Annotated in this window: 6 protein-coding genes; 5 read left to right on the top strand and 1 reads right to left on the bottom strand. The window is 62.0% G+C overall.

Annotation, left to right across the window (positions count from 1 at the left end; translation table 11 throughout):
- Positions 1–64: 64 nt before the first annotated feature.
- The 4 genes from ahcY (at position 65) to VFL62_RS13475 (ending at position 4,825) form a co-directional block, all read left to right on the top strand.
- Positions 65–1,480 (top strand): adenosylhomocysteinase, encoded by a 1,416-nt coding sequence (ahcY, locus tag VFL62_RS13490; RefSeq protein ID WP_325172877.1) that lies wholly within the window; start codon positions 65–67, stop codon positions 1,478–1,480.
- Between the two features lie 176 nt (positions 1,481–1,656).
- Complete coding sequence (locus tag VFL62_RS13485) at positions 1,657–2,916, top strand: glycosyltransferase family 87 protein (RefSeq protein ID WP_325172876.1); 1,260 nt, start codon at positions 1,657–1,659, stop codon at positions 2,914–2,916.
- A gap of 84 nt (positions 2,917–3,000) precedes the next feature.
- Positions 3,001–4,464 carry an NAD(P)/FAD-dependent oxidoreductase gene (locus tag VFL62_RS13480; protein ID WP_325172875.1) on the top strand — a complete coding sequence of 488 codons (1,464 nt, stop codon included), beginning with the start codon at positions 3,001–3,003 and terminating at the stop codon, positions 4,462–4,464.
- A gap of 205 nt (positions 4,465–4,669) precedes the next feature.
- Positions 4,670–4,825, top strand: a complete 156-nt coding sequence (locus tag VFL62_RS13475) for a hypothetical protein (RefSeq protein ID WP_325172874.1) — start codon at positions 4,670–4,672, stop codon at positions 4,823–4,825.
- Between the two features lie 196 nt (positions 4,826–5,021).
- On the opposite strand, the gene VFL62_RS13470 is transcribed toward VFL62_RS13475, so the two are convergent.
- On the bottom strand, positions 5,022–5,726 hold the full coding sequence (locus VFL62_RS13470; protein WP_325172873.1) for a fumarylacetoacetate hydrolase family protein: 705 nt from the start codon (positions 5,724–5,726) through the stop codon (positions 5,022–5,024).
- Positions 5,727–5,940: 214 nt separating this feature from the next.
- On the opposite strand from VFL62_RS13470, the gene VFL62_RS13465 reads away from it, so the two are divergent.
- Positions 5,941–6,578, top strand: a 638-nt coding sequence (locus tag VFL62_RS13465; RefSeq protein WP_325172872.1) for an aspartyl/asparaginyl beta-hydroxylase domain-containing protein, incomplete at its 3' end; no start/stop codon positions are given.

Here is a 6,578-nt window from a genome sequence, read left to right as displayed (position 1 = left end):
CTTTATATGCTCCTTGCCCGGTCCCAACCCGGCTGCTATACCGCCCGCGCTAACCCTCCGAAGGATCTCGCCCGTGGCGCACGACTATATTGTTGCAGACATCAAGCTCGCCGATTTCGGCCGCAAGGAAATCTCCATCGCCGAAACCGAAATGCCGGGCCTGATGGCCACGCGCGAGGAGTTCGGCCCGAAGCAGCCCCTGAAGGGCGCGCGCATCGCAGGCTCCCTGCACATGACGATCCAGACCGCGGTGCTGATCGAGACGCTGGCGGCGCTCGGCGCCGACATCCGCTGGGTCTCCTGCAACATCTATTCGACGCAGGATCATGCGGCGGCAGCGATCGCAGCCGCCGGCATCCCCGTGTTCGCGGTGAAGGGCGAGACGCTGAAGGATTATTGGGACTACACCGCAAAGCTGTTCGAATGGCACGGCGGCGGCACGCCCAACATGATCCTCGATGACGGCGGCGATGCCACCATGCTGGTGCATGCCGGCGTGCGCGCCGAGAACGGCGACACCGCTTTCCTCGACAAGCCGACCTCGGAGGAAGAGGAGATCTTCTTTACGCTGATCAAGCGCCTGCTCAAGGAAAAGCCGAAAGGCTACTTCGCGGAGATCGCAAAGAACATCAGGGGCGTTTCGGAAGAGACGACGACCGGCGTGCATCGGCTCTACGAGATGGAGAAGAAGGGCACGCTCCTGTTCCCGGCGATCAACGTCAACGACAGCGTCACCAAGTCGAAGTTCGACAACCTCTATGGCTGCCGTGAGTCGCTGGTCGACGGCATCCGCCGCGGCACCGACGTGATGCTGTCGGGCAAGGTCGCGATGGTCGCGGGCTTCGGCGACGTCGGCAAGGGCTCGGCGGCCTCGCTCCGCCAGGCCGGCTGCCGTGTCATGGTCTCCGAGGTCGATCCGATCTGCGCGCTGCAGGCGGCGATGGAAGGCTACGAGGTCGTCACCATGGAAGATGCCGCGCCGAGTGCCGACATCTTCGTCACCGCGACCGGCAACAAGGACATCATCACCATCGAGCACATGCGCGCGATGAAGGACCGCGCCATCGTCTGCAACATCGGCCACTTCGACAACGAGATCCAGATCGCGGGCCTGCGCAACCTGAAATGGACCAACATCAAGCCGCAGGTCGACGAGATCGAATTCCCGGACAAGCACCGCATCATCCTGTTGTCGGAAGGCCGTCTGGTGAACCTCGGCAACGCCATGGGTCATCCGTCCTTCGTGATGTCGGCGTCCTTCACCAACCAGACGCTGGCGCAGATCGAACTGTTCGCCAACAACAAGGACGGCAAGTACGAGAAGAAGGTCTACGTGCTGCCGAAGTCGCTGGACGAGAAGGTTGCCCGTCTGCACCTCGCCAAGATCGGCGTCAAGCTCACCGAGCTGCGCAAGGATCAGGCCGACTACATCGGCGTCAAGGTCGAGGGTCCGTTCAAGTCGGACCACTACCGTTACTGATCGCAACCGCCGATCAAGCTTAAAAAGCCCCGCCGCGATGCGGGGCTTTTTTCGTTGCGAGTAGCTGTTGATCGCCGCGCCATTCTTTAACGGGGTGCTAACGGCTTTCCCGCATGGTGCCGGGCCTGGTGGACTGACATTTCGCGATCCCGCCAGCCTTCAGTTGAGGACGGGAAATGAGCTCGGTGGATCAAGCTGCCAAGATTTCTCCGCTGCCGCAGGGCTCCGACGCCGGCCTGCTGATGAATACCGCGCGGCTGCGCCTCGTGGCGTGGTTCTGGATCGGTCTTGCCGGCGCCGCCTATGCCTTCGACCTGTTGCAGCAGACCAAGGATGGTCTCAGCAACGGCATCGGCCGGCCGTTCGGCGACGATTTCGTCAACTACTGGTCGGCGCCGTTCCTGGCACTGCATGGCCGCGTCGCCGAGATCTACGACTTCGCCGCCTTCCATGCCTTTGAGCAGTCCGTCACGTCGCAGAGCATCCAGTACTACCATTACTCCTATCCGCCGGTGATGTTGCTGCTGACGCTGCCGTTGGCGCTCATCCCCTACGTCCCGGCATTGTTCGTCTGGCTCGGCACGACCTGGTATGCATTCTACCGCGCGCTGAAGTTGGTCGGCGGCGAGGGCGCCTTGCTATTGTCGCTGGCGACGCCGGCCTTGTTCGTCAATGCGATGGGCGGACAGAACGGAGCGCTGACGGCCGCACTGCTCTGTGGCGGACTGATGCTGCTCGATCGCCGTCCTGTTATCGCCGGCATTCTGTTCGGCTGCTTTGCCTACAAGCCGCAGCTCGCGCTGATGCTGCCGTTTGCGCTGATCGCCGGCCGGCGATGGCTGACGGTGGTTGCGACCGGCACCACGGCGATGCTGCTGGTCGCCGTGAGCGTTGCGCTGTTCGGGCTGCAATGCTGGTTCGATTACGCCCACAATCTCGGCATCCTGCGCACGGTGATCTTGGAAGACGGCTCCGGTGTTGCGCATCGCATGGTGTCGGTGTTCGTCTTTGCCCGGATGCTCGGGGCGACGGTGCCCGTTGCGTACCTGGTCCAGGCGATATTTGCGGGCCTCGCCGTGGTGGTGGTCGCGCGGTCCTGGTGGCAGGACGATCCCGCACCGATCCGCAACGCCCTGACGATCATGGGCACCTGTTTCATGACGCCATACCTGCAGGACTACGACCTCGTCATGGGCGCCTTCGTCGTCCTCTGGCTGCTGATGGTGGAAGCGCGCTCGCGCCTGCCGGCGCAATGGTTCCGTCTCGCCGCGGCCTTGATCCTGGTTCTGCCGGCGGTGAGTGCGCCGTTCGCAAAATCCTTCGGCCTCTCGATCGCACCGCTGTTTCTGCTGCCCGCTTTCGTGCTGCTGATTTGCACGCGCACCGAGTTCGGCCGTGGTGGGACTGGGGTGAACTTCGTCCGCACTGCGGAATGACGTAGAACATCGAAGGCGGGAGACGATCGCGGGCTTCGGCTTTGCCGTTGATTTTCGTGCCGCTTTGCGCGCTAATCGGCGCCTATGGATACAACCCAGAAGACGGAACATTTTGACGTCGTAATCATCGGCGCCGGTTTGTCCGGTATCGGCGCGGGTTATCACTTGCAGCAGAAATGCGCTGGCAAGAGCTACGTCATTCTCGAGGGACGCGATTGCATCGGCGGCACCTGGGATCTGTTTCGTTATCCCGGCATTCGCTCCGACAGCGACATGTTCACGCTCGGCTATTCGTTCAAGCCGTGGACTGACCCGAAGGCGATCGCGGACGGGCCGAGCATCCTCAAATATGTCCGCGAGACCGCAGCCGAGAACGGCATCGACAAGAAGATCAGATTCCGTCACCGCGTCAAGCGCGCCTCATGGTCGACGCCGGACGCGCGCTGGACGGTTGAAGCCGAGCGCGGCGAGGGCACAGGTGACATCGTGCGCTTCACCTGTAATTTCCTGTTCTCATGCTCCGGCTACTACCGCTACGCCGACGGCTACATGCCGGAATTTGCCGGCCGTGACGACTTCAAGGGCCCGATCATCCATCCGCAGAAATGGCCCGACAAGCTCGATTATGCGGGCAAGCGCGTGGTGGTGATCGGCTCGGGCGCGACGGCCGTGACGCTGGTGCCGGCGATGGCGGAGCGCGCGGCCCACGTCACCATGCTGCAACGCTCGCCGACCTATGTGGTTTCGCGTCCGGCGCAGGATAGACTTGCAATCTTCCTGCGCGAGAAGTTCGGCAAGAGCGTCGCCTATCATGCGATCCGCTGGCGCAACGTGCTTCTCGGGCTCGCTTTCTTCCAGTTCGCGCGGCGGCGCCCCGAGCGGTTCAAGCGGATGGTGCTTGGCGGCGTCCGCCTGGCGCTCGGCCCCGACTACGACATCGCCAACTTCAATCCGAGTTACAATCCCTGGGATCAGCGCCTCTGCCTCGTGCCTGACGGCGATCTGTTCAGATCGATCCGGGAGAAGCGCGCTTCGGTCGTTACGGCCGAGATCGATCGCTTCACCGCAAGCGGCATTCGTCTGAAAGACGGCAGCGAACTTGCCGCCGACATCATCGTCACCGCGACCGGCCTGGTGTTGCAGCTTCTGGGCGGCATGGAAACCGTGGTCGACGGCCGAACGATCGATTTTGCCAAGACCATGAACTACAAGGGCATGATGTATTCCGACGTGCCGAATCTTGCCTCCGCGTTCGGATATACCAACGCGTCCTGGACGCTGAAGTGCGATCTCACCTGCGAATATGTCTGCCGGCTGCTCAATTACATGGACCGGCACGGCTACAGGCAGTGCGTGCCGCACAATGTCGATCCCTCGATCGAGCTACTGCCGGCGCTGGAATTCTCCTCCGGCTATGTGCAGCGTGCGATCGCCACGCTGCCCAAGCAGGGTTCCAAGCGGCCGTGGCGGCTGTTCCAGAATTACGCCCTCGACATCGTCGCGCTGCGCTTCGGCAGGGTCGATGACGGCGTGATGAAATATTCCTAAGCCGAAGCATTTCGCGCGTAGCCCTGCCCAAACCCGGCCTGCGTGGTTTTACGTATACGCGCAGCTTTGCGAATCAACGATCATGACCGACTGAGTCGGCTTGGGGCGCCGACCACTCGACTGGTTAACGCCGAATTAACAGGTGGAACCTAGAATGGCTCGGTCGAGATTTTGAGACCGCGTGAGGAAGCCCGAGGTACTTGAGATGGACGCCCAGCGAATTGCCATCGATGCCGTCGTTGCGTTGACCGACTGCGACCGTGAAATGGTCACCGCCTTCATTCGCCGCTTCTATCTGGCGGGCGTGAAAGACCCCAAGCGCCTCACCTTCAAGGGCCTGCAGGCGATCGCGCAGGGGTAGGGTCCAATTCGTCATTCCGGACGACGCGAAGCGGCGATCCGGAATCTCGAGATTCCGGGTCTGGTGCTATCGCACCATCCCGGAATGACGAAGCTAAGCAGCACTCACCGTCATTGCGAGCGTTAGCGAAGCAATCCAGCGCAAGAACTCTGGATTGCTTCGTCGTTTCACCCTCGCAATGACGAGGAACTACCCCTTACTTCTCTGGCTCGCCGATGTTCACTTTCAGCGTGCCGACGCCATCGACGCCGCACTCAATCTTGTCGCCGGGATGGAGCTGGGAGACCCCGGCCGGCGTACCGGTCATGATGATGTCGCCGGCGGCAAGCTTCACCTGCTGCGACAACTGCCAGATGATCTCCGGCACGCTCCAGATCAGCTCGGTCAAATCGCCTTTTTGCGTTTCCTTGCCGTTGACGGTGAGCCAGATCTTGCCCTTTGAGGGATGGCCGATCTTGGCGGCCGGCTGGATCGCCGAGCAGGGTGCGGAATAATCGAAGGACTTGCCGACTTCCCAGGGCCGCTCCTTCTTGCGGGACGCAATCTGCAGGTCGCGGCGGGTCAGGTCGATGCCGACCGCGTAGCCGTACACATGCTCAAGGGCCTTGTCGGCGGGAATGTTGAGCCCGCCGCTCTTCATGGCGACGATCAGTTCGACCTCGTGGTGAAGGTCCTTGGTCAGCGGCGGATAGGGGATGGTGGCGCCGTCGGCGACCAGCATGTCGGCGTGCTTGGCGAAGAAGAAGGGCGGCGCCCGCTCGTCATTTCCCATCTCGCGGATGTGCTCGAGATAATTGCGTCCGACGCACCAGATGCGGCGAACCGGATAGGCTTTGGTCTCGCCGACAACGGGGAGCTGGGGTTGCGGGGGAAGGGGAATGACGAAGGTAGTCGCGCTCATCAAGCAATCTCGGGGGTTGGGTGAGGGAAAATCCGCCTGCTTTTACGCGTTTGTGAGGGGCCGCGCCAGCCGGTTGGCCGGTTTCCCGGCCACACCCGGTCATTTCGGGTCTTGCTGTCGCTACGTCCGCATGGTGGAATCGTGACTTGGCGCGGCCGGCCTTTTTGGAGTAAAGGGCTGCCGTTTCAGCCGGTTTTCTCCTGGGTCCTTACACATGTTGAAGGCGCTTCTTGCTCCGCAATTCATCGGCCTGTACGTGCTCGCGGCCTCGACCGTCTATGTCCATTTCCGCGGCAAGGAGCGGCTTCGTCTCGGCCGCCAGCTCGGCGATCACTCCACCTATCTCGCGCCCTATAATGTGCTGATGTATGCCGGCTCGGCCGTGCCGAACACGCCGGTGATCCCGCTCGAGCAGTTTCCCGAACTCAAGAAGCTCAGCGAGAACTGGCAGACCATTCGCGACGAGGCCACGCGTCTGTTCGACGAGGGCTTTATTCGCGCCGCCGCCAAGAACAACGACTGGGGCTTCTATTCCTTCTTCAAGAGCGGCTGGAAGCGCTTTTATCTGAAATGGTACGACGATTTCCTGCCATCGGCGCGTTCGCTCTGCCCGCAGACGGTCGAGCTGTTGAATTCGATCCCGAGTGTGCATGGCGCGATGTTTGCGATGCTGCCGCCCGGCGGCAAGCTGGGCGCGCACCGCGATCCCTTTGCCGGCTCGCTGCGCTATCACTTAGGGCTGGTGACGCCGAATTCCGACCAGTGCCGGATCGTGGTCGACGGCGTTCAGTGCGTCTGGCGCGACGGTGAAGCCTTCATGTTCGACGAGACCTTCATCCACAGCGCCGAGAA

Source organism: Bradyrhizobium sp., assembly GCF_035701725.1.
In the GTDB taxonomy this organism is placed as follows: domain Bacteria; phylum Pseudomonadota; class Alphaproteobacteria; order Rhizobiales; family Xanthobacteraceae; genus Bradyrhizobium.
Note: the sequence above shows the minus strand (reverse complement) of the source record. Positions and strands in the feature narration are given on the sequence as shown.